The sequence below is a fragment of the Nonomuraea salmonea genome (assembly GCF_042428605.1).
Classification (GTDB): Bacteria; Actinomycetota; Actinomycetes; order Streptosporangiales; family Streptosporangiaceae; genus Nonomuraea; species Nonomuraea salmonea.
On sequence record NZ_JBHMCF010000007.1, the window covers coordinates 68,043 to 88,396 of the forward strand.

Genomic DNA, 20,354 nt, shown 5'->3' on the forward strand with positions numbered 1-20,354 from the left:
TCTCACCGGCAGTGCGGGAAATGTGCATGCGCTCTGGAGCCGCCTCGTCGCCGGCGCATTCCGCGGGGCCGGGTCAGGCGGGTGGGGCGGTGCTGGCGCGGATGATGAGTTCGGTGGCCAGTTCGACGCGGGTTTGCGCCAGTTGTTCGCCTTGGGCCAGGGTCAGGAGCATGGACGTCGCGGCGGCGGCCATGTCGGCCAGCGGCTGGCGGATCGTGGTCAACGGCGGGATGGCCCAGCGGACGGAGGGCAGGTCGTCGAAGCCGATGACGCTCAGGTCGTCGGGGATGCGCAGGCCGAGCTGGTGGGCGGCGTGGTAGACGCCGATGGCCTGGCCGTCGTTGGTGGCGAAGACGGCCGTGGGGCGGTCGGGCAGGCGCAGCATGCGCAGGGCCTCGGTCAGGCCGCCCTGGATGAGGAAGTCGCCGCGGCCGATCAGCTCGGGGTCGACGGGCAGGCCGGCCATGTCGAGGGCGGTGCGGTAGCCGTCGAGGCGGGCGCGGCTGGACAGGGCGGAGTCGGGCCCGGTGATGATGGCGATGCGGCGGTGGCCGAGGTCGAGGAGGTGGCGGGTGGCGGTCAGGCCGCCGTGCCAGTTGCCCGCGCCGACGGACGGGACGTCGCCGCCGGGGGTGTCGGCGGGGTCGAGCAGGACGAGCGGGATCTCGCGGCGGGCCAGCAGGTCGTGCTGGGCCAGGGTGAGGCCGGAGAACACCGCGATCACGCCGCTCGGCCGCCGCCGCAGCACGCCCTCCAGCCAGGCGTCGCCCTCGGCGCTGTCACGGTGGACGTCGGAGACCGCCACCGTCAGCTCGTGCTTGCGGGCGACCTGCGCCACGCCCTTGGTGATCTCGACGGGGTAGTCGCCCTCGAGGGCGTGGAAGACCAGCTCGACCAGGGCCGTGGGGGTGGAGCGGCGGCGCTGGCGGCGGTAGCCGTGGCGGCGGATGAGCTCTTCGACGGCGGCGCGGGTCTCGGAGGACACCTCTGAACGGCCGTTGACGACCTTGGAGACCGTCGCGGTGGAGACGCCGGCCAGCTCGGCGAGCTGGGCGATGGTGAGTGGAGACGACTCCGTGGTCATGGCCGCAGTCTAGCCAGGCGAAGCCCGAACCAGGGCGGTCCCGGCCCGCCAAGATCAGGCCTTCAGCGTACGTTCCGCGCCCTGGCGGTGCTGTCGCGGGCTATGAGCTGGGGCGGGACGACCAGCACCTCGTGAGCGGCCGGCCGAGCCGCGTCCATCCGCCCGAGCAGCAGCTCGATGCTCAGCCTGCCGACCTGACCGAAGTCCTGCCGGACGGTGGTGAGGGCGGGGGTGAAGTACGCGGACTCGGGGACGTCGTCGAACCCCACCACGGACACCTGCTCGGGCACCCTGATCCCCGCCTCGCTGAACGCCCGCAGCAGGCCGAGCGCCATCTGGTCGTTCGCCACGAACACCGCGCTCAGGCCGGGGACGCGGGCCAGCTCTCCGCCGGCCACGTATCCGGATCTGGGCGTCCAGTCGCCCGTCAGCGGCTCGGGGATCTCGCGTCCCGCCGCCGACAGGGCGGCTCGCCATCCCTCGCGTCGTCCCTCGGACTCCAGCCAGCCGTCCGGGCCGCTGACGTGCCAGACGGTCTCGTGGCCCAGCGCGAGGAGGAGAGCGGTCGCCTGCCGCGCGCCTTCGGCCTGGTCCACGCGGACCACGGGCACGTGGCCGTGGTGCGGGTACTCGATCGCCACGGCGGGCAGGCCGGCAGGCAGACCGGCCAGGGCTCGCGCGGCGGCGTGCTGCGGCGCGACCACCACGACACCGTCGACGCCCTGCTCGACCAGGTGACCGATGGCCTCGTCCACGCCCTGCTCCACCAGGCTGCTGATGGCGGTGGGGGCGTTGATGGTGCGCAGGCTCAGGACGCTGACGAAGTAGCCGGCTTCTCTGGCCGCTTGTTCGATGCCGTGGACGGTTCTGGCGGGGCCGTACAGGGTGGTGTTGAAGCCGATGACGCCGAGCCGGTGGGAGCGTCTGGTGACCAGCGCTCGCGCGGCCAGGTTTCGGCGGTAGCCGAGGATGCCGATGGCGTGCAGGACGCGCGCCCGCGTCGCCTCGCGCACTCTCGGGTGCTTGTTCAGCACGCGGGAGACGGTCTGCTGGGAGACGCCCGCCAGCTTGGCCACGTCGGCCATGATCGGGAGGTGGCGCTCGGCGGGTGGCCGCAATCTGTCCCTCTTCCGGCGTACGGCAGCATGCGGCGTCAGGCTAAGCCTCCCCGCCGACGAGCGTCAAGATTGTTTTCGGTGATTCGACAGTAACGTTCGGCAGGTGTGGTGCTTCCTCGGAGGATGAGGTCGGTGCCCAGCTCGACGCGGTGCCGGACCGGGCGATCGCCGCGGGCCAGGGCGAGGACCAGGTCGGCGGCGGTCGCGGCCATCTCGGGGAGCGGGCGGCGGATCGTGGTGAGGGGCGGGTCCATCCACCGGCCGGCCAGCGGGGCGTCGAAGCCGATCACGCTGACGTCGTCGGGGATGCGCAGGCCGAGCCGGTGCACGATGCGGTAGACCCCGGCGGCCTGGCCGTCGTCGCAGGTGAGGATGGCCGTCGGTGGGGACGGCAGCCGCAGGAGGCGCTCAGGGGCGTCTCCTGGGCCGGCGATCAGCCCGGGGTCGACGGGCAGGCCGGCCATGTCGAGCGCGGTGCGGTAGCCGTCGAGGCGGGCACGGGCGGCCAGGGCGTCGGCGGGGCCCGCGACGGCGGCGATGCGGCGGTGACCGAGTGAGAGCAGGTGGCGGGTGGCCGTGAGGCCGCCGCTCCAGTCGCTCGCGCCCACCGAGGCGACCTCGGCCGGCTGCTCGTCTCGCGGATCGAGCAGGACGAGCGGGATGCCGCGGGTGGCGAGCTGCTCGCGTTCGGTGCCGGTGAGGCTGCAGAACACCGAGATCACGCCCGTGGGACGGCGGCTGAGCACCCCCTCGATCCAGTCTCTGCCCCGGTCGTCGCCGTAGCGCAGCCGCGACAGCGTCACGGCCATGCCGTGCTCGCGCGTCACCCGTTCGGCGCCTGCCGCGACCTCGGCGGGCGCCTCGCCGTCGAGCGTGTCGAAGGCCAGCTCCACCAGGGGCGCGAAGGGGGCGCGGCGCCGTTGCGGCCGGTAGCCGTGCTCGTGGATGAGCCGCTCGATGAGCGCGCGGGTCTCCGGCCTGACCTCCGTACGGCCGTTGACGACCTTCGAGACGGTGGCCGTGGAGACTTGGGCCAGCTCGGCGAGCTGCGCGATGGTCAGCGGCCGTGACTGCGTGGCGCCGTCGTCGGGCGGCCCTGCGACCATGCTCATGCCGAAAGTCTAGCCAGCAGTTTTCGGGACTTCCGACCTTAGTTTTCGGCGGCATCGATGACAGCGGGAGGCCGGGGCCGCTGGGCGGCCCCGGCCTGGATTCACGGCCTCAGCGCTGCAAGGTGAGCAGGCCGGGGCGGTAGGGGAGGAGGCCGTAGTCGCCGCCGCTGTTCGGGCTGCGGCCCTGGTAGAGGAGCTGCAGGTTGCAGGGGTCCACGGTGAACGTCTGGTCCGCGCTCGCCCTGACCAGCTCGCCGTGGCTGATGTCGTTGGTCCACGTCGCGCCGCTGTTGGCCTTGCCGGCGAACGGGTTGCCCTCGCTCGCCGCCTGCGGCGTCCACGTGCCGTTCAGGCTGGTCGCCGTGAACGAACGGAAGTAGCGTCCCTGCGAGCCGATCGCCTCGACCAGCATCAGGTACTTGTTCTGGCCCTGCAGCTTGTAGACCTGCACGCCCTCGAACAGGTTGTTCGTCGAGTCGCTCATGATGATCGTCGAGGACGAGCCGAAGTTGCCGGGGAAGTTCCCGATGGGCATGCTCGCCCGGTAGATCCGGCCGTTGTCCCCGGCGAAGAACAGGTACATGTTCGAGCCGTCACCGATGAGCGTCTGGTCGATCGGGCCGGTGCCGGAGCCGGAGATGCTGCCGGTGAACAGCGGCTGCTCGCCCGACCAGCCGTTCGGGTTGGTGGGGTCGGTGGAGGTCCGGTACGAGAAGGCCGAGCTGCCCCACTGGTAGGCCAGCACCCAGATGTTGCGCGGCGCGAAGTAGAACAGGGTGGGCGCGACGGTGCCGGAGTTCATGGCGTTCTGGCTGGCCGAGCCCATCTCCGACCAGTTGGTGAACGGGCTGAAGTTCATCGACCCCCAGCGCGTGCCGGTGTCGTGCGTGGTCGCGTAGACCAGGTGCCGGCCGTTGTAGGGGGCGACGGTGAAGTCCTTGAGCGACACCCAGCCCGACCGCGGCTGCGCCAGCGGCCCCGTCGAGGTCCAGCGGTAGCTCGACGGCAGGTCGCACTGTCCGGGGTTGCCGGGGTCGGTGCCGCCGTCCACCTTGACGAGCTGCCACTGCTGGTTGGCGCCGCCCCAGTCGTCGTACTGCACGATGTTGCCGCCGTCGGCGGTGGAAGCGCCCTGCACTTCGAGGGCCTTGTTGCTGTTGCGGTTGATGAAGCGGACGTGGCCGTCGGAGCTGTCGGCCAGCCGCCACTGCTGGTTGGTGCCGTTGTGGTCGCTCCACTGGACGACGGACGCGCCGTTGGCGGTGGAGAAGTTGTAGACGTCGAGCACCTTGCCGGAATGGCGGGACTTGATGCGGTAGTAGCCGCCGCCGGAGTCGACGAACTGCCACTGCTGCTGGTTCTGGTTGTTACGGCTCCACTGGGTGATGCGGGCGCCATCGTTGGTGGCCAGGTTGTAGACGTCCAGCGCCTTGCCGCTGTTGCGGTTGACCAGGATGTACCAGGCGTTGGTGTCCACGGTGGCCGCGCGGGCCGGTAGGGCGACGAGCAGGCCCGCCAATAACGAGCCCAGCGCCGCGAGGACGGCCAGGAGTCTGCGATTCACGAAGCATGCCTTTCTCGAGAGGGGGGTTCGATCAGGGTGCGGTGAGGTCGAAGCGGCGCACGGTCACCGCGCCGCCGAGCGACCTGGTGGCGTAGTTGAAGATTCCGAAGCGGTAGCCCATGAAGAACTGCCAGGCGTTGTTCAGCGTGAACGCCCGGCCGAGGCTCACGTACGTGCTGCCGTCCGTGCTGTACGAGAAGCGCGCCTGCCGGCCCGACCCCGGCCGGACGTCGGCGGTGACCCGCAACCAGATCCGGCCGCCCGAGACGGGAGCGCTCGCCGCCTCCGTACCGGTGCCGGTCGTCTGCCACGAACTGTTCATGGTCAGCCCGTCCGTCATCGCGACCCGGGTGACCCCGTTGTCGCGCCGGACGCCGATCCACGCCGACTGGTCGCGCAGCATCGCCAGGCCGGCGCGGTCGCCGTCGGCCATCTGCGCGTAGTCGAGCTCGATCGTCGCCGTGGACTGCGGCCCCTGGATGCGGTGGGTCAGCGTGTTGCGGGCGTTGTAGAGGTCGTTCGTGACGGTCGCGGTCTGCAGCCGCAGGCCGTTGCCGGTGGAGTAGCGGCTGGTGTCGGGGTTGTGGTTCCACTCCCAGCGGTGGCCGAGGCTGCCCGACGAGAACGTGTCGGGGCCGATCATGGACGCCACGGTCTTGGACGTCTGGATGTTCGGCTTCGGGTACGTCACGCCCCAGCGTCCGTTGACGGTCTGCAGCACCGGCCAGTCGCCGCTCCACGTGATCGGCGCGAGCGCCGGGACCCGGCCGCCGGGGTAGGCGTCGACGAAGGACATGTAGTACCAGTCGCCGTTCTGCGTCTGGACGAGCCCGCCCTGGTGCGGCACGCCGCCGCCGGAGATGGGACCGGGCAGGTCGAGCAGGACCTGGCGCATCTCGTACGGGCCCCACGGGGAGGTGGAACGGAGCACGTACTGGCCGTTGGCGGGCCTGGTCAGCCAGATGTAGTAGTAGCCGTTGCGCTTGTAGAAGCGGGCGCCCTCGAGGGTGCCGACGCTGCTCGGCGTCTGGAACACCTGCTGCGCCCGCACCTGGCTCAGCCCGTCGGCGGAGAGCTGGGCGACGCTGATGGTGCCGTTGCCGTAGGCGACGTACATGGTGTCGTCGGTGTCGATGAGCAGGCCCGCGTCGTAGTAGCAGTTGTTGATCTGCGAGCGCTTGGTCCAGGTGCCGTCCACGGCGGAGGCGGTGTAGACGTACGTGCGGTTGAACTCGATGCAACCCATCCAGTAGTAGGTGGAGTTGCTCGGCCGGTAGTTGAGCGTCGAGGCCCAGATGCCCTTCACGTACGCCCGTCCGCCGCTCAGGTCGTACGCGCCGGAGCCGAAGTCGAGCCGCGGCACCGAGTGCCCGGCGTACTCCCAGTCGACCAGGTTGTACGAGCGCAGGATCGGCGCGCCGGGGGAGTAGTGCATGGTCGAGGCCGAGTAGTAGTAGGCGTCGCCGACCCGGATGATGTCGCCGTCGGCGAAGTCCTGCCAGACGACGGGGTTGCCGTAGGTGTCACCGGGGTTGCCGGGGTCGGTGCCGTCGACCTTGACGAGCTGCCATTGCTGGTTGGCGCCGCCCCAGTCGTCGTACTGCACGATGTTCGCGTTGTCCGCGGTCGACGCGTTCTGCACTTCGAGGGCCTTGTTGCTGTTGCGGTTGATGAAGCGGACGTGGCCGTCGGAGCTGTCGGCCAGCCGCCACTGCTGGTTGGTGCCGTTGTGGTCGCTCCACTGGACGACGGACGCGCCGTTGGCGGTGGAGAAGCCGGACACGTCGAGGACCTTGCTGGAATGGCGGGACTTGATCCGGTAGTAGCCGCTGCCCGAGTCCACGAACTGCCACTGCTGCTGGTTCTGGTTGTTACGGCTCCACTGGGTGATGCGGGCGCCGTCGTTGGTGGCCAGGTTGTAGACGTCCAGCGCCTTGCCGCTGTTGCGGTTGACCAGGACGTACCAGGCGTTGGTGTCGACCGTCGCCGCTTGAGCAGTCGTCGGCGTCAGCAGCACGCCGATGAGCGTGAGGGCCGAGAGGATCGCGAGCGCACGCCTCACGGGGACCTCCAGCACGTACGCAACCGGGCTGTTAGCGCTAACATTTCGCTCCGCATGATGAGATGTCACTCCTTCTCAGGGTGCGTTGTCGGGGAGTACATCCGACGGTCCGGCCCGCCGTCAACGAACGTCAACGAAGGACGCCCCGCCGCCGGGCGGGGCGCGGCGCTCCTGCCTGGCGTTTCACGCCGTCAGAAGGACCGCTGTGCGCGGAGCGAGGTCATGAAAATTTCATGCGCTGATCGAGTTACGTTACGAGCGCGGCTGTCTCGTCCCGGTACCCGCCCGTCCGGGACCGGGACGAGAGCTCAAGCCGCGGTCAGGACCCGGAGTTGTAGGTCCACCGCTGGTTCGCGCCACCGTGGCAGGTGTAGAGCTGCAGCCCCGTGCCGTTGGCGGTGCCCTGGCCGACGGCGTCGAGACAGAGGTTCGACTGGACGCCGGTGATGCTGCCGTCGGAGTTCACGCGCCACTTCTGGTTGTCGCCGCCCCAGCAGGAGTAGATCTGGATGCGGGCGCCGTTGCCGCTGCCTCCGGCGTCGAGACACTTGTTGCCGTAGACGCGCAGCTCACCGGACGAGGTCTGGCTCCACTGCTGGTTGGTGCCGGTGTTGCAGTCCCAGAGCTGGACCGCGGTGCCGTCGCTGGTCGAGGCGTTCGGCACGTCCACGCAGCGGCCCGAGCCGGCGCCCCTGATCTGCCCCTCACCCTCCGGGTCGGGGCCGGGCGTCCCGGTGTCGCCGCCGTTCAGCGCGTTGAGGACCGCGGTATAGGCGGCCTTCTTGTTGCCGTTGCCGTCGAAGAGCAGCGCCTGGGCGCCGCTGCCGAGCCAGGAGTCGGTGTCGCGCACGCCCCAGACCGTGATGCCGGTGCAGCGCGACACGGCCAGGCAGTCGTTGACGACGTTGGCGTACGTGGTGGCCGAGCCGCCCTGGATGTCCAGCTCGGTGATCTGCACGTCAACACCCAGCGCCGCGAAGCTCGAGATGGTCGTGCGGTAGTTGCTGTTGTACGGGCTGTTGCTGTTGAAGTGGGACTGCAGGCCGACGCAGTCGATCGGCACGCCACGCGCCTTGAAGTCCCTGACCATGTTGTAGACGCCCTGCGTCTTGGCCCAGTTCCAGTTGTCGATGTTGTAGTCGTTGTAGCAGAGCTTGGCGCTCGGGTCGGCGGCACGGGCGGTGCGGAAGGCCACCTCGATCCAGTCGTTGCCGGTGCGCTGCAGGTTGGAGTCGCGCCGGCCGCCGGAGTTGCCGTCGGCGAAGGCCTCGTTGACCACGTCCCAGGCGTAGATCTTGCCCCTGTAGTGGTTCATGACGCCGTTGATGTGGTTGATCATGGCCTGGCGCAGCGAGCCGCCCTCCATCGACCGCATCCAGTTCGGCTGCTGGTTGTGCCAGGCCAGGGTGTGGCCGCGGACCCGCTTGCCGTTCTGCACGGCCCAGTTGTAGATCCGGTCGCCGCCGCTGAAGTTGAACTGCCCCTGGTTGGGCTCGGTGGCGTCGATCTTCATCTCGTTCTCGGCGGTGATCATGTCGAACTCGCGCGAGGCGATCGAGGTGTACTGGCCGTCGCCCAGCTTGCCCTGGGCTATGGCGGTGCCGAAGTAGCGGCCGGTCTGCGCGGCCGCCGCGCCGAGCGTGCTCTCGGCGGCCTGCGCGGGTAAGGGCGCCGTCATGGCCGCGATCACGCCGATCCCGGCGATGGCGCTCACCACGCCGGCGATCAGCGCCCGCTTGCGCCTGCCGGGCGCGGGCGGGAAGGTGGGTGGGGACATGGCGTTCTCGCCCATGCCTGAGCCTCCATGTACGTGTCGGGGGGAAGGAAGCCAGCGGGGGACACCCGCGGCAGCGACGCCGCGGTGCGCACCACGGCGGTCGTGACGGCGCCCCCTGCCGCACACCACCGTTCCTGACAGGGGAGATCGTCGTGCGGTCTCAGTCTGGGAATCGCTCCGAAAGTTGTCAAGGATTTAGTGAAAGTTTCGGTCAGGGCGTCTTCGCGATGTCCGTGACATCGTCCCGGAACACCTGATCAGCGTATTTGAAACTTTCGGCAGCCCGCCGATGGGAATGAAAGTTTCACGGCGCGGATCCCGATCGTGGCTGGTGAGCGCCTGCGGCGCGGCCCATGGCCGCACGGGGACTCTTGACACAACGTTTCTGCTCGGATTTGCTCCGTGCGCCACCACCGAACAGGCCCGAGGACACTCGGGGACACCACTTGTTAGCGCTAACAGCAAGCGTCCGGCCCCCAGAAAGGACGTGCAGCATGAGAACGCGAAGGTACGCCGGCATCGGTGCCGGCCTGGTGGCGCTCATCGCGGCGATCGCGACCGGGCTGTCGTTGTCCCTGACCGCCCCGCAAGCGTCGGCGGCGGCGCTGACCGAGGTGACGAACTTCGGCAACAACCCGGGCGGCCTGCGTATGTACCTCTATGTCCCCGACCGTCCCGCCGCCAGGCCGGGCGTGCTGGTGGCGATGCACGGGTGCAACGGCTGGGCCCAGGGCTTCCACCAGGGGACGGAGTTCGCCTCCCTGGCCGACCGCCACGGCTTCATCGTCATCTACCCGCAGGCCAACAAGAGCGCCAACGGCATGTCGAACTGCTTCGACGTGTGGTCGAACGAGGCGCTGCGGCACGGCGGCGGCAGCGACCCCGTCTCGATCGTTTCCATGGTCAACTACGTGCTCCAGCGCCACTCGGGAGACCCGGAGCGGGTGTTCGCCACCGGCTTCTCCTCCGGCGCGATGGAGACGCTCAACCTGCTCGCCACGTACCCCGATGTGTTCAAGGCCGGCGCTCCGTTCGCGGGCGTGCCGTACGCGTGCCTCGGCCCGGCCGGCTGCGGGGACAAGTCGCCGCAGCAGTGGGGCGACCTGGTCAGGAACGCCTACCCCGGCTACACCGGAGCCCGGCCGCGCGTGACGGCCTGGCACGGCACCAACGACTCCGTCCTGCCGTACTCGATGCTGCAGGAGGAGATCGACCAGTGGACCAACGTGCACGGGCTGAGCCAGACCCCGACCTCCACCGACAGCCCGCAGTCCGGCTGGACCCGGCGCGTCTACGGCTCCGGGCAGGTCGAGGCGTACACGATCAACGGCGCCGGCCACGACCTGCCGCACAACGGGATGGCCGCGCACGCCATCCGCTTCTTCGGCCTCGACGGCGGCGGCACGACCCCGCCACCGGACCCGGAGGGTGAGGGGCAGATCAGGGGAGTGGGCTCGGGCCGCTGCATCGACGTGCCGAACAACGCGACCAGCGACGGCACCGCCGTCCAGCTCTGGGACTGCAACACCGGCGCCAACCAGCAGTGGACGCAGAGTTCATCCGGCGAGCTGCGTGTCTACGGCAACAAGTGCCTGGACGCGGCCGGCTCCGGCAACGGCGCCCGCATCCAGATCTACGCCTGCCACGGCGGCGCCAACCAGCAGTGGCGCCTCAACTCCGACGGCAGCATCACCGGCGTCCAGTCGAACCTCTGCCTCGACGCCGTCGGCCAGGGAACAGCGAACGGCACCCGCCTGCAGCTCTACTCCTGCCACGGCGGCGCCAATCAGCGCTGGACCCACAGCTGACCGCCACCGTCGGGCCCCGCGCCTGGGGGCCGTAGCCGCAGACCCGCCCGCGCCGGAAGCAGAGGACGACTTCCGGCGCGGGCGCTCCGGCCTCACGTCCGGCGGTAGCGCGGACCGTCCCGCGCTCCGTCCCGCGCTCCGGTATCGCCGCGGCCGCCGGCATCAGGGGCGTCAGCGGGCGCGGCGGGCGTAGGCGCGGGCGGCGCGGGCGCGGTCTCCGCACCGGGTGGAACACCAATGGCGGCGGCCGTGGCGCAGCAGGTAGCGGTTGCAGGGGGTGGAACCGCAGCCGGTGAGGCGTTCGGCGTCCGGCCCCGTGAGCAGGTCGGCGGTGTCGGCGGCGAGGGCCGCGAGCGCGTGGTCGAGGACCTCGTTGACGGGGCACGGCGCCGCACGATAGGGGCCGGTCTTCTCGTCCCAGTACAGCAGGGCGGCCGTCGGCGCCCTGGTCAGCGCGTCGTTGACGGCGGACAGAGCCGCGGGCAACGCGGGCAGCCCGGCGACCCGGGCGGCGAACAGCGCCCTGACGTGCTCGCGCAGCGAGCGCAGCTGCGTGGCGCACATCTCCTGCACCCCGGCGTCGGGCGGAGCGAGGCCGCGTTCGGCGAGCCACTGATTCGTCGACGCCGGGGTGCCGAGGAGGTCGATGAACTGCCCGCCCGGCAGCGCGATCGCGCTGTTGACGAAGTCGAGAGCGACGTAGTCGGCCGCCCCTGGCGCGGGCGGCAGGACGGGCTCTGCGGTCGGGGTCTCGCTCATACCTCTCATGGTACGGCTTGCGCTCATCCGTGAGACTCCTCTACCTTCATCACGGATGAACCGCTTTCTATCCGTGAGGTATTCGACATGACCGATCCGGCCCCCGAGCCGTTCCCCGTCCGCGTCATCGGCGGCCCCACCGCCCTCTTCGACTACGGCGGCCTGCGCTTTCTGACCGACCCGACCTTCGACGCGCCCGGTGACTACCACGTACCGGGAGGCCGGCTGACCAAGACGGCCCACTCCGCCGCCGCACCGGCCGACCTCGGCCCGATCGACGTGGTCCTGCTCTCCCATGACGAGCACCCGGACAACCTGGACGCCGCCGGGCGGGCGCTGCTCGCCGACGTCCCCCTCACGCTCACCACGCCCGGGGGAGCCCGGCGCCTGGGAGGCGGAGCCAGAGGGCTCGGCGAGTGGGAGTCGATCGAGGCGGAACGTTCCGGCGGCGGCACCGTGACCGTCACCGGCGTGCCCGCCGTCCACGGGCCCGGCCCGCGCGAGCAGGTCGAAGCGATCCTCGGCGAGGTCACGGGGTTCGTCCTGACCGGCGAGGGGCTGCCCACGGTCTACGTGAGTGGTGACAACGCCTCGCTGGACGCGGTCAGACAGGTAGCCGAGCGCTACCGCCCGGTGGACACCGCCATCCTCTTCGCCGGGGCGCCCCGGTTCGACATCCTCTTCGGCGGCGAGCAGATCGTCCTCAGCAGCGCGGAGGCCGTCACGGCTGCCGAGATCCTGCACGCCCGCCGCGTGGTACCCGTCCACTACGAGGGCTGGGCCCACTTCACCGAGGGCCGCGACGCCCTGCTCGCCGCCTTCACCACCGCCGGCCTGACCGACCACCTGGACCTGGGCCGGCGCGGCTGACCCCCGCCCCGCCGGACTCGCCGAGCCCGGCCGAGCCTGGCCGATCGCCTGGTCCCGGGCTGGTGGGGATGCCCCCAGCCCGGCCGAGCCTGGCTGATCGCCTGGTCTCCGGTTGGTGGGGGGTGACTTCCGCTCGCCGGGACCGCCGCCGAGCCGGCCGATCGGCTGGTCCTGGGTCGGCGGGGTGAGTGTCTGGCTTGCCGGAACCGTCGCCGGTGGCTTCTGGGCCCGTGTCCTTTTCTGAGAAGAGCCTTCATCGTGACAATCAACGCGCCTGTTCGGAACGGGGATGTCGCCCGCCTCCGGGTACAGCGCCGTTCCCTGATCGTCCTGGTGGCCGCGCAGATCCTCAGCGGTGTCGGGCTCGCGGCCGGTGTGACCGTCGGAGCCTTGCTGGCGCAGGACGTGTTCAGCTCCACCGGCCTCGCCGGGCTGCCCAGTGCCGTGGGCACCGCCGGTTCCGCGGTCGCGGCCGTCGCCGTCGGGCGCGTGTCCCAGGCCCGCGGGCGCCGGCCCGGCCTGGCCGCCGGTTACCTGGCCGGTGCCGCCGGCAGCGCTGGCGTCGTCGTCGCCGCCATCGCCGGCAGCCCGTTCCTGCTGCTCCTCGCCCTGTTCTGCTACGGCGCCGGCACGGCCACCAATCTGCTGGCTCGTTACGCCGGCGCCGACCTGGCCGCTCCGGGCAACCGGGCCCGCGCCGTGTCCACCGTGCTGGTCGCCACGACCCTGGGAGGAGTCGCCGGCCCCAACCTCGCCGCCCCCGCCGGCGATCTCGCCCGGTCTTTGGGCATTCCCACACTGGCAGGACCGTTCCTCCTCGCCGCAGCCGCGTACGCGCTGGCCGCCGCCGTCCTGGCCGTCTACCTCCGCCCCGACCCCCTGCTGCTGGCCCGCGCTCTGAAGCCCGAACGCGACAGCGATGGGGACGGAGACGGTGACGAGGCCGATGACCGGCCGCCCGCAGCGGCCGGGGGTGCTGCCGGATCCGGCAACGGCGAAGTGGATGAAGGGTCGCAGCCGGTGGCCCACGGTGTCGTCGCGTCGGCTGAAGGCGATGTGGGTGAAGGGTGGCGGCCGGTGGCGCAGGGTGTCGTCGCGTCGGCTGAGGGCGATGTGGATGGAGGGTCGCGGCCGGTGGCGGGGCGGCGACGTCCCGGTGTGCTGGTGGGTGCGGGGATCATGGCCTTCACTCAGCTGGTCATGGTCGCGATCATGACGATGACGCCCGTTCACATGCGCGACCTCGGACACGGCACCGCTGCCGCCGGGCTCGTCATCGCCGTCCACATCGGTGCGATGTACCTGCCCTCGCCGCTGACCGGGTGGCTCGTCGACCGCTACGGCCGCCTCGTGGTCGCCGCCGCCTCCGGGCCGGTCCTCCTGGCCGCCGGGGTCGTCGCCGCCACCGCGCCCGCCGGCTCCGCCACCGCGTTCGCGATCGCCCTCGTCCTGCTGGGGCTGGGGTGAAACTTCGGCCTGATCGCCGGGACCGCCATCATCACCGACGCCGTCCCGCCGGCCGTGCGCGCCAGGACCCAGGGCTCGGCCGACGTCCTCGTCTCCGTCGCCGGCGCCACCGGAGGCATGGCCTCGGGCCTCGTCGTCGCCGTCGCGGGCTACCCCTTCCTCGCCATCTGCGGCGGCATCCTGGCGCTGGCCGTCGTGCCGGCGACGGTCGCCGCAGCGCGCGGCCGGTGAGCGCCGGCCCGCCACGGCGCGCCCGGTGGGTGCGTCATCGGCCCACCTGCCCGATTGGCCACCACGGCCGCCTCGGCCCACCCCGGCCACCCCAGCTGCCTCGGCCCACCCGGCCGCCTAGGCCGCCTCGGCCCGCCCAGGGTGCCTCGGCGCTGCTGGTCAGGGCCGGTTCTTCGTCGGGTACCGAGGTGGCCGGCCCCGCTTCGCAGTGAGGCCGGCCGGGTGGTCAGGGGGTCTTGCCGTGTGGGCCCGCCTGGTCGATGACCCTCTTGGCCTCCGCCGGGAGGTCGTCGGCGGTGACGGTGGTGTTGTCGCGGACGGTGTTGCCGCGTTCGCCGTCCACCAGCCCCGTGATGGCGGGGTTCGTGGTGTAGTTGCCGGTCAGCGTGATGTCGCCGGTGTGGTTGCCGTTCTGGTTGTTGGCGTGTGCCCACTGGGCGGCGGTGCCGACGAACACGTTCTTACTGGCGGACATGTACCGGGAGCCCTCGTCGAAGTACACGCCGAGCTGCCCGCTCTTCTCGCAGTAGTTCTGCTCGATGTGGCTGCGCGGCATCGCCGACAGCGTGTAGATGCAGCCGGCGTCGAACATCGTGTGCACGACGTCGCGCACGTGGTTCCCCACGACGCGGACCTCGGTGGACGTGGTCGGCGTGTCGTAGATCGGCTGGAAGTCGTACAGACCCCGGTTGATGTACTCGGGGCTGCCGCCCGGGTCGTTGGCGCCCCAGCCGAAGCCGATCCCGATCCCGGTGTACGGCAGGTCGGCGACCTCGTTGTGCTCGATGGTCAGCCGCGTGACGTAGCTGGCGAAGATGCCGTCCTGGTCGAGGTACTCGCGGGCGGTGGAGTAGATGCGGTTGCCGCTGATCCTGATGTCCTTGTTGACCATGCGCGGATCGGAGGGGTGGTGCGCGTCGGGCCGTACGCCGCCGACGACGATCCCGCCACCGGCGCTCGCGGTGAACGTGCTGTCCTTGACGGTCACGCCGTGCGCGCCCAGCCCGACCCCGGTGGCGTGGGCGTTGGCGTCGTTGCCGATGCCGAGCCCGACGGAGCCGAGGTTGACGAACGTGTCGCCGGTGAAGGTGATGTTCTCCGCGGCCGACACCTGCACCGCCGCGGGCGTCTGCGACCAGTTGTTGCGCGAGCCCTCGAAGCCCTTGCAGCCGAAGTCGCATGAGGTGAACGCGTCGGCCGGCCGGTGTTCCTGGACCCCGGCGATGAACACGCCGGTCTGCTGGTTGGCGTATCCCTCCGAGGTGCCGGGCTGCAGCCAGGTCGTGCCGGTGAAGGTCAGCCCCTCGAAGCGCAGGTTGCGGGCCGGTTCGTCGTACGTGCCGCCGATCTCCAGCAGCCGCTCGAGCCGGGGCAGTTCGACCCGCGCGCGGGACAGGTCCTGCCCGGCGAGCGGCTTGTAGAAGAGGGTCCCGGCGCTGCGGTCCAGGTACCACTCGCCCGGCTCGTCGAGGAACGCCCGGGAGTTCAGCAGGGAGAAGGTGGGCGTGCGCAGCGGCGACTGGATGGTGTCGTAGCCGTAGGTGTTGTTGTCCCAGGCCGGCTGCTGCATGGTGACCGTGGTGCCGGAGATGCTCTGTACCGGCGCGAACCGGTTGGTGAACGACAGCTTGGCCTGCAGCTCGATGCGCTGCTGGTCGGGCAGGCCGGCGAGGTGGGCCAGGCCGGGGTCGTCGAGGGTGAAGCCGGTCGCGGTGAGCGTGATGGCGTCGCGCGGCACGTCGACGCGGGCCCGCTGGGCCAGGGCGCCGTCCACGTAGAGCTGCCGGCTGTCGGCGCCGGCGCCGGCCTGCGCCTTGTAGACGCCGTCTTCGTCGGGCGTCCAGCCGGTGACGGGGCGGGCGCCGCTCAGCACGGGCTTCGCTCCTGGCCTGGCCTTCCACGTCACCACGTGCCCGTTCCTGCCGGAGTCCGCGGCGCCGAACCGCAGCGGCTCGCTCAGCCGGTAGGTGCCGCCGAGCAACTCGACGGTGACGTCGTGCCGGCCCTCGGCCGCGGCCGCGCGGGCTCTGCGCTGCGCCTCCTCAAGGGTGGCCAGCGGCCGGCCGGCGCTGCCCGGACCCTGGTCGTCGGCGTTCTTCGCACCGGTGGGGGCGACCACGATGGTCCGCGCGGGCGCGGCCTCGGCCGGGCTCGCGAGGAGCCCGCCGGCGGTCATCAAGGCAGCGGCCGCCACGACAGATGTCCTGAACGATGGGCGCACGAAGTTTCCCTTTCATTCGTGATTTCTGACGATCAGGGGTGGGTCAGCGCAGCCGCAGCCCGGCCCGCTCCGGCCGTACGTCGGGGGTGCCGTCCGAGCGGGGCGCGGGCGTGGCGATCGCGCCCTCGTCGACGGTGATGCCGAGGCCGGGGGCGTCGCCGAGCACGAAGGCGCCGTCCTCGATGGTCAGATCGACGGAGACGCCCAGCGGCGGCCGCAGGTCCTGCAGCTCGCTGACCAGGTGATTCGGTACGGAGGCCGCCGCGTGCAGCAGCCCGACGGGCGTGGTGCCGATGGGGCTCACCGGCAGGTCGTGGGCGTGCGCCAGCGCGGAGACCCGCAGGAAGTGCGTGACCCCCCAGACGGCGGCCGCCTGCACGACGTCCACCGCGCCCGCGGCCAGCAGCGGGCGGTACTGTTCGAGCCCCGTGAGGTTCTCGCCCGTGGCGACCGAGGCGCGGATCCCGCGTCCGACGGCGGCCAGCCCCTCGGCGTCCCACCGCCGCACCGGCTCCTCGATCCACACCAGGTCGAGCGCGCGTTCCAGCTCGCCGACGTGCCTGACCGCCTGCTTGCGGGTCCAGGACTCGTTGACGTCGAGCATCAGGGCGGGCCGCGCTCCGTGCCCGGCCTCGGTCAGCACCTCGCGGACGAGCTCCAGGCGCCGCCGGTCGCGGTCGATGTCGAGCCCGCCCTTGAGCTTGGCCGCCCGCAGCCCGCGCGTGGCGTACTCCTGGTGCACGGCGATGAGCTCCGCGTCGGTCAGCGCGATGTCCAGGCCCGACGCGTACGCGGGAATCCGCCGGTCGCGCCCGCCCAGGAGCCGCCACAGCGGTTCGCCGGCCGCCTGCGCCTTGATGTCCCACAACGCGGTGTCGAGCGCGCCGATCGCCCCGAACACCGCGCCCGCGTGCCCGGCCTTGAACGTCCGCCGCACCATGCGGTCGTGGAGCGCGGTGACGGCGCGCGGGTCCTCGCCCTCGATCGCCGGGAAGACGGCGTCGAGGTGGGCGTGCGCGCCGAGGCCCACGCCGGTGATCCCTTCATCGGTGTCCACCAGGACGATCGGCACGGGAACGTTCCCGTCGGCGTGCACGCCGTTGGCGTCACCGACGGGGCGGCCCCACGCCTGCACCGTGGTCAGTGTCCGATACCCCGAGATTCGCAATGTCAGCCCTTCGTGGAGCCGGCGGTGACCCCGTCGGCGATCTGGCGCTGGAGGAAGAGATAGATGAGCAGCACGGGGATCGCGGCGATGAGCACGCCCGAGGCGAACTGCGGGATGTTGTCGGAGTACTGCCCGCGCAGTGAGGTGACGCCGACCATGAGCGTGCGGTGCTCGGGCGACGGCATCATGAGCAGCGCGATCAGCACGTCGTTCCAGCAGAACAGCGCGTCCAGGATGCCGACGGACAGCAGCGCGGGAGCGCCGAGCGGGATCATGATCCGCCGGTAGACGCCGTAGGTGGAGTTGCCGTCGATGCGGGCCGCGTGCACGATGTCCGCCGGGATCGTCCGGTAGTGGCTGGTCATCAGAAAGATCGTGAAGGGCAGGAACTGCGCGACGTACGCGAGGATCAGCCCCGGATAGGTGTCGATGAGCCCGGTGTCGGCCATCACCCGCGCCAGCGGAACCATGATCACCTGGAACGGGATGAACAGCGCCGCCAGGCAGCCGAGGAACAACGCCGTCGAGCCGCGGAAGCGCAGCTGGCTGAGCGCGAACCCGGCCATCGACCCGATGAGCAGCAGCAGGACCACCGAGACGGTCACCACGAGCAGCGAGTTGGCGAAGTAGCGGGCCATGCCGACGCTGCTCCACGCCGCGGTGAGGTTCTCCAGGTGCAGGCCGCCGGCGGGGGAGAAGCGGTCGAGGATGTACTCCCGCCGGGTCTTCATGGCGACGTTCGCGGTGAACACCAGGGGATAGATGGTGGCGAGGGCGAGCAGCGCCATGGGGACGGCGGCCACCCACCGGCCGAGACGCCGGCCGCGCATCAGTCCTCACTCCCCGCGCGGCGCAGCAGCGCCACCTGCGCGACTCCGACCACGAGCATGATGAGGAACAGCACCGTGGACGCCGCCGAGGCGAGCGCCGGGCGGTTCATCTGCCCCTGCTGCATCCACACGTAGAACTCCGGCAGGTACGTCGAGCCCTCCGGGCCGCCGCTGGTCATGATGTACAGCAGGCCGAACATGGACGTCAGCATTCCGATCATGGTGGTGACGACGACGAACTGGATGGTGCGCGACAGGCCGGGGATGATGACGTGCCAGATGATCCGGGGCAGCGACGCGCCGTCGATCTTGGCGGCGTCCAGGAGCGCGGCGTCCAGGGTGGAGTACCCGGCGAGGAAGACCACCAGCGCCATCCCGAACGTCGCCCAGACGTGCACGCCGACGACCGTGAACTTCGCCAGGCCGGGGTCGCCGAGCCAGTCGATCGGCCCGAGCCCGATCAGCGCCAGCGCGGTGTTCAGCGGGCCGTCGTAGCCGAGCATCAGGTTGAAGATCGCGCCGACGATCACCGGGGAGAGCACGGCGGGGAAGAAGTAGACGCTGCGGAAGAACCGGTGTCCCGGCACCCGCAGGTAGATGAAGGTGGCCAGCAGCCCGGGGATCGCCACCGCGACGGGCAGCAGCAGCACGAGCAGCCCGACGTTGCCCAGCGCGGTCCTGAACAGCGGGTCGGCCAGCAGTTCGGCGTAGTTGTCGAGGCCGACGGGGGTGCCGTTGCGCTCGCCGTCGCCGGTGAAGGAGAAGTTGACGCCCAGCACCAGCGGCCACAGCCGCAGCGCCACGATGATGAGCACGGCCGGCGCCACCAGGACGAAGGGCGCGAGCCGCTCGGCCCGCGCCCCCCGGGGCAGGCCGAGCGTGTTTCCGATCGGCACGATCAGCTCGCCTCGTCCGCGGCGGCGAGCTGCCGTACGACGTCGTCCACCTCGGCCGATCCGCTCAGCAGCTGCTGCGACAGCCGGCCCATCAGGTCGAGGACCTTGCTGGACAGCGCGACGTGCAGCGCGGGCTTGCCGCTCTTGATCTGCGGCACGATCGCGGCCACCGCGGGCGCGCCGCCGGAGGCGTCGATGGTGGTGTCGGAGGTGATCGCGCCGGCGCCGGTGGAGAAGGCGGTCAGCGCGGCGGTCGAGGTCAGCGACCGTACGAGGTCGGCGGCGAGCGCCGGATCCTTCGCCGTCTTGGCGACCCCGTAACCGATGCCGCCGTCGTACGGCAGGACGGGCTCGGCCCCCTCGGTGACCACGGGCGCGGCCATCACGCCGACGTTGTCCGGGCCGAGGAACTCGCCGAAGTCCTTCCAGTGGCCGACGTCCGACATCAGCCCGATGACGTGCGCGGCCTTGGCGGTGTCGAAGAGCGCGAAGGCGTCGTTGAACAGGGCGGTGGAGTTGGCGCCGTCGTTGTTCAGGCCGTCGTCGCCGGCCTTCTTCCAGAGCCGGAAGATCTCCTTGACGTGCGGGGACGTCCAGTCGCGCCGGCCGGCGATCCAGTCGTCGTACTCCTTCGGCGTCAGGATGCCAGGCCCGAGCCCCGACATGAAGAACTGGATGCCGAAGCCCTCCTTGTTGCCGAGCGCCAGGCAGTCGGCGCCGGCGGCCTTCTTGATCGCGGCGCAGCCGGTGACGAAGTCGTCCCAGGTCTTCGCCGGTTCCACCCCGGCCTTCTGGTAGATCGTCTTGTTGTAGTAGATGGGGTGGCCCTGCAAGGTCACCGGGGCGGCGTAGACCTTGCCGTCCTTGCTGAAGGCGTCCCAGCCGGCCAGCCGCTGCCGGTCGGCGGCCACGTACTCGTCGAGCGGCACCAGCAGGTCCACCCGGTCGCGCAGCTGGCCGCCGCCGTTGAACAGCATGACGTCGGGGCCCTTGCCCGACTGCGCCGCCGCGCCCAGCAGCGTGTAGTACTGGTCGAACGGCTGGGCCACGAACTCGACGGTGACATCGGGATGTCGCGCGGCGAAGTCGGCCTTCGCCTTTTCCAGGTAGGACGCCACGCCCGGCTCGCCGGACTTCCAGTCCCAGACCACGATCTTGCTCGGTGCGCCCTTCGACGAGGGCTGGGTCGGTGCGGCGCTGCCGCAGCCCGACAAGGCCAGCCCGGTGACGAGGACGGCAGCCCAAAGGCTTCGCTGCTTCATGGCTTCACTCCCAGAGCGCGGCCGACGTCCCCGGCCGCAGTGCCCGAAAACGTAACTCGTATGACGTATTACGTCAACGGGGGTGCCCTATACTGGCGGGGCGCCGCCCCGGCGGCAGCGCAGCG

16 protein-coding genes are annotated in these 20,354 nt (G+C 70.9%); 4 read left to right on the top strand and 12 right to left on the bottom strand.

From position 1 onward, the window contains the following. Positions 1 to 73: 73 nt before the first annotated feature. From ACFFR3_RS07080 to ACFFR3_RS07105, 6 genes are all read right to left on the bottom strand, one after another. Positions 74 to 1,084, bottom strand: a complete 1,011-nt coding sequence (locus ACFFR3_RS07080) for a LacI family DNA-binding transcriptional regulator (RefSeq protein WP_364372212.1) — start codon at positions 1,082 to 1,084, stop codon at positions 74 to 76. Positions 1,085 to 1,146: 62 nt separating this feature from the next. Beyond that, on the bottom strand, positions 1,147 to 2,169 hold the full coding sequence (locus tag ACFFR3_RS07085) for a LacI family DNA-binding transcriptional regulator (protein ID WP_379482807.1): 1,023 nt from the start codon (positions 2,167 to 2,169) through the stop codon (positions 1,147 to 1,149). A gap of 68 nt (positions 2,170 to 2,237) precedes the next feature. Next, the gene (locus ACFFR3_RS07090; protein WP_379482794.1) at positions 2,238 to 3,314 is read right to left on the bottom strand and encodes a LacI family DNA-binding transcriptional regulator; all 1,077 of its coding nucleotides are present in this window, start codon (positions 3,312 to 3,314) and stop codon (positions 2,238 to 2,240) included. A gap of 109 nt (positions 3,315 to 3,423) precedes the next feature. Beyond that, positions 3,424 to 4,878 carry a non-reducing end alpha-L-arabinofuranosidase family hydrolase gene (locus ACFFR3_RS07095; protein ID WP_379482795.1) on the bottom strand — a complete coding sequence of 485 codons (1,455 nt, stop codon included), beginning with the start codon at positions 4,876 to 4,878 and terminating at the stop codon, positions 3,424 to 3,426. 31 nt (positions 4,879 to 4,909) lie between these two features. Next, complete coding sequence (locus ACFFR3_RS07100) at positions 4,910 to 6,940, bottom strand: family 43 glycosylhydrolase (protein ID WP_345405410.1); 2,031 nt, start codon at positions 6,938 to 6,940, stop codon at positions 4,910 to 4,912. Between the two features lie 319 nt (positions 6,941 to 7,259). Further along, entirely contained in the window at positions 7,260 to 8,732 is a 1,473-nt protein-coding gene (locus ACFFR3_RS07105) for an endo-1,4-beta-xylanase (RefSeq protein WP_364372224.1), read from the bottom strand. Positions 8,733 to 9,211: 479 nt separating this feature from the next. On the opposite strand from ACFFR3_RS07105, the gene ACFFR3_RS07110 reads away from it, so the two are divergent. After that, complete coding sequence (locus ACFFR3_RS07110) at positions 9,212 to 10,525, top strand: extracellular catalytic domain type 1 short-chain-length polyhydroxyalkanoate depolymerase (protein ID WP_345405419.1); 1,314 nt, start codon at positions 9,212 to 9,214, stop codon at positions 10,523 to 10,525. A 171-nt stretch (positions 10,526 to 10,696) separates the two neighbouring features. Here ACFFR3_RS07110 and ACFFR3_RS07115 read toward each other — a convergent pair whose 3' ends face one another. After that, positions 10,697 to 11,284, bottom strand: coding sequence for a CGNR zinc finger domain-containing protein (locus ACFFR3_RS07115; protein ID WP_345405422.1), 588 nt, complete (start codon positions 11,282 to 11,284; stop codon positions 10,697 to 10,699). Positions 11,285 to 11,371: 87 nt separating this feature from the next. Between ACFFR3_RS07115 and ACFFR3_RS07120 the strand changes: the two genes are divergently transcribed. The 3 genes from ACFFR3_RS07120 to ACFFR3_RS07130 all read left to right on the top strand — a co-directional run bounded on the left by ACFFR3_RS07120 (position 11,372) and on the right by ACFFR3_RS07130 (position 13,852). Next, the gene (locus ACFFR3_RS07120; protein ID WP_345405425.1) at positions 11,372 to 12,154 is read left to right on the top strand and encodes an MBL fold metallo-hydrolase; all 783 of its coding nucleotides are present in this window, start codon (positions 11,372 to 11,374) and stop codon (positions 12,152 to 12,154) included. 333 nt (positions 12,155 to 12,487) lie between these two features. Further along, entirely contained in the window at positions 12,488 to 13,621 is a 1,134-nt protein-coding gene (locus ACFFR3_RS07125; RefSeq protein WP_379482796.1) for an MFS transporter, read from the top strand. Between the two features lie 54 nt (positions 13,622 to 13,675). After that, a complete protein-coding gene (locus ACFFR3_RS07130; RefSeq protein WP_345405431.1) occupies positions 13,676 to 13,852 on the top strand; it encodes a hypothetical protein in 177 nt (58 codons plus the stop codon). Positions 13,853 to 14,078: 226 nt separating this feature from the next. Here the strand turns inward: ACFFR3_RS07130 and ACFFR3_RS07135 are convergent, their stop codons facing one another. From ACFFR3_RS07135 to ACFFR3_RS07155, 5 genes are all read right to left on the bottom strand, one after another. Beyond that, the gene (locus tag ACFFR3_RS07135) at positions 14,079 to 16,046 is read right to left on the bottom strand and encodes a right-handed parallel beta-helix repeat-containing protein (protein WP_379482797.1); all 1,968 of its coding nucleotides are present in this window, start codon (positions 16,044 to 16,046) and stop codon (positions 14,079 to 14,081) included. Positions 16,047 to 16,116: 70 nt separating this feature from the next. After that, positions 16,117 to 17,208 (bottom strand): mandelate racemase/muconate lactonizing enzyme family protein, encoded by a 1,092-nt coding sequence (locus ACFFR3_RS07140; protein ID WP_364372241.1) that lies wholly within the window; start codon positions 17,206 to 17,208, stop codon positions 16,117 to 16,119. A 35-nt stretch (positions 17,209 to 17,243) separates the two neighbouring features. Then, positions 17,244 to 18,071: a carbohydrate ABC transporter permease gene (locus ACFFR3_RS07145; protein WP_345405443.1), complete on the bottom strand. Its 828-nt coding sequence runs from the start codon at positions 18,069 to 18,071 to the stop codon at positions 17,244 to 17,246. Beyond that, on the bottom strand, positions 18,071 to 18,967 hold the full coding sequence (locus tag ACFFR3_RS07150; protein ID WP_345405446.1) for a carbohydrate ABC transporter permease: 897 nt from the start codon (positions 18,965 to 18,967) through the stop codon (positions 18,071 to 18,073). Before ACFFR3_RS07150 ends, ACFFR3_RS07145 begins: the two co-directional genes overlap by 1 nt. Positions 18,968 to 18,969: 2 nt before the next feature. Beyond that, positions 18,970 to 20,229 carry an ABC transporter substrate-binding protein gene (locus tag ACFFR3_RS07155; RefSeq protein ID WP_364372246.1) on the bottom strand — a complete coding sequence of 420 codons (1,260 nt, stop codon included), beginning with the start codon at positions 20,227 to 20,229 and terminating at the stop codon, positions 18,970 to 18,972. Positions 20,230 to 20,354: the final 125 nt, after the last annotated feature.